The organism is Komagataeibacter kakiaceti JCM 25156, assembly GCF_000613305.1.
Map to the genome: position 1 here is coordinate 1 of NZ_BAIO01000292.1, position 2,988 is coordinate 2,988.

General features: G+C 66.5%; 1 protein-coding gene and 2 pseudogenes. All 3 read right to left on the bottom strand.

Annotated elements, in window-relative coordinates; translation table 11 throughout:
- Positions 1 to 925: pseudogene (locus JCM25156_RS24145) on the bottom strand (DEAD/DEAH box helicase); the annotation flags it as partial.
- Positions 926 to 1,091: 166 nt separating this feature from the next.
- A pseudogene (locus JCM25156_RS24150) lies at positions 1,092 to 2,074 on the bottom strand (zinc-dependent alcohol dehydrogenase family protein).
- Between the two features lie 105 nt (positions 2,075 to 2,179).
- A partial coding sequence (locus JCM25156_RS12540; RefSeq protein ID WP_025813343.1) for a GNAT family N-acetyltransferase occupies positions 2,180 to 2,988 on the bottom strand: 809 nt, incomplete at its 5' end.

The window sequence follows — 2,988 nt, forward strand, 5'->3', positions numbered from 1 at the left end:
ATGTCGATGCCACGGGCCGCGACATCGGTCGCGACGCAGACATTGGCCTGGCCCTTGCGCAGGCTGTCGATGGCGCGGGTGCGCTCGTTCTGCCCCAGTTCACCCGACAGGCGACGGAGGAGAAACCGCGCTCCACCAGTGCGGCCTGCATGTGGCGCACCATCTCGCGCGTGGCGCAGAACACCATGGTGGTCTGGCTGTCCGTATAGCGCAGGACATTGACCACGGCGGGAATCAGTTCGCGGGCATCGGCCACCACGGCGCGGTATTCGATGTCGGCATGCTGCTTCGCGCCCGACAGGGTGTCGATACGCACGGCGTCGTTCTGGTAACGCCGGGCGAGGGAGGCGATTTCCTTGGCGATCGTGGCGGAGAACAGCAGCGTGCGCCGGGTCTTGGGCATGGCGTCAAGCAGTTGCTCAAGCTCGTCACGGAAGCCGAGGTCAAGCATCTCGTCCGCTTCGTCCAGCACGACCACGCGCAGGTCCGACATGTCCAGCCGCCCGCGCGACTGGTGGTCGCACAGCCGCCCCGGCGTGCCGACCACGATATGCGCGCCAAGCTGGAGGGCGCGGGCTTCACGCCGCGCGTCCATGCCCCCGATGCACGATACGATCCGCCCGCCCGCCGGGGCGTACAGCCACGTCAGTTCGCGCGTGACCTGCATGGCGAGTTCACGCGTGGGCGCGATGATGACGGCCAGCGGCGGACCCGCCGGGCCAAAACGCTCCGCGCCGCCCAGCAGGGTGTCGGCCATGGCCAGACCGAAGGCAACGGTCTTGCCGGAGCCGGTCTGGGCGGAAACGAGCAGGTCGCGCCCTTCGGCGGCGACATCCAGGACAGCTTTCTGGACGGGAGTCGGGGCATCATACCCACGCTCGTCCAGCGCGCGTTGCAGGGCGGGGTGGGTTTCGGGAAACGGCATATATCGGGCAATCCGGACAGAACATGAAGAACACAGGCGACGCAGGAAGGAAACTGGCCGCCGGCCGTTCATGCGTCAGGGGAGAAGGCCGGTGCATAAAGAATGATTGCCCCAAAAGCCAGAAATAATAATGGGCGGCCTGTTTTGCTCCCCCTGTCCGTGTTGTTCAGGGCACCAGTACGGCCGCCCCCTCGAAGCGCCCGTTGCGCAGGTCGTCCAGCGCCCTGTTGGCCTCACGTAGTGGATAGGGGGTGGTCGTGGTGCGGATTCCCACCCGTGGCGCGAGTTCAAGGAAATCAATGCATCCTGCCGCGTCAGGTTCGCGACCGAGACGATCTGGCGTTCCTCCCATAACAGGTCATAGGAAAAGGCGGGGATTTCACTCATGTGAATCCCGGCGCAGACCACGCGGCCCGCCTTGCGCACGGCCTTCAGCGCTGCCGGCACCAGCGCGCCCACGGGGGCGAATATGATGGTGGCGTCAAGCTGTTCGGGCGGGGCTTCATCCGATCCACCCGCCCAGACGGCCCCCAGATCGCGGGCGAACTGCTGTGTTTTCGTATCCCCCGGCCGGGTGAAGGCATAGACCGAGCGACCCTGCCATAGCGCCACCTGCGCGATGATATGGGCGGCGGCCCCGAAGCCGTAAAGCCCGATGCGCCGCGCCTCCGTACCCGCCATGACGAGTGAGCGCCAGCCGATCAGCCCCGCGCATAAAAGCGGCGCGGTGGCGACATCATCATCACCATCGGGCAGGGGAAAGGTGAAATGCGCGTCCGCCACCGCCATCGTGGCGTAGCCGCCATCGCGCGTGTAGCCGGTGAACAGCGGGTGGTCGCACAGGTTTTCGTGCCGGGTCTCGCAGTAATGGCAGCAGCCGCAGGTATGCCCGAGCCAGGGTATGCCCACGCGCTGGCCGAGTTTGAGGTCGGTCACGCCGGGGCCGATGGCGTCGATCCGGCCCACGATCTCGTGCCCCGGTGTGAGCGGGTGACCGGGAAAGGGCAGGTCCGCGTCAACCACATGCAGGTCCGTGCGGCAGACGCCGCAGGCCCCGACCTTGACACGGATCTGCCGTTCCCCGGTTCCGGGTCGGGCAGTTCGGTCCATTGCAGGGGGTATGGGGGCAAGCAGTCGCATTGCGTACATGGTCCGGTCCTTGGCTATCGGCGCGGCCTGTCGGTCGCCAGTGCAGTCAGGTATGTGAATATCATGCCTGCGGGACCGCGCGGCATGACATGCGTCATCGTGTTATCACAACGCGGTGCGGTAGGGGGTCATGGCATCGAGCGCGGGCAGTTCCGCCTCGATCGCGGCGCGTTCGCGTTCAAGGAAATCACCAACCGCCGCCCGCAGGCCGGGATGGGCGATCCAGTGCGCGGAATGGGTCAGGCAGGGGCGGTAGCCGCGCTGGAGCTTGTGTTCGCCCTGCGCGCCGGCTTCCACCCGTTTCAGCCCGTGGGTGATGGCGAAGTCGATGGCCTGATAATAGCACAGTTCGAAATGCAGGAAGGGCCAGTCGCCCTCCAGCCGCCCCCAGTTGCGCCCGTACAGCGTATCGCGCCCCATGAGGTTGAGCGCGCCGGCCACGGGGGTATCGCCCTGCATCGCGACCATGAGCACCACCCTGTTCCCCAGCCGTTCCGACAGCAGGCGAAAAAACGTGGGCTGGAGATAGGCCCGCCCCCATTTGCGGTCCACGGTGGAGAGGTAGAATTCATAAAACCGGCGCCACAGGGCGGGGGTGATCTCCGCGCCGCGATAGGTGTGGAAGCGCAGCCCGCAGGCATGGGCGTCGCGCCGTTCGCGCCGGATGGCCTTGCGCTTGCGTGAGGCGAGGGTGTCGAGAAACTCGTCGAAGCTGGCGTAACCCTCGTTGTCCCAGTGGTACTGCACGCCCAGGCGTTGCAGCCATCCATTGCGCCCCAGCAGGTCATATTCATGGCCGGTGCAGAACGTGACATGGACGGAGGACAGGCCCAGTTCCCCGCAGGCCTGCCGCAACGCGCGCGCGGCCATCTGGCGCAGCGCGTCGGCGTCGGGGGCATCGGCATGCACCAGCA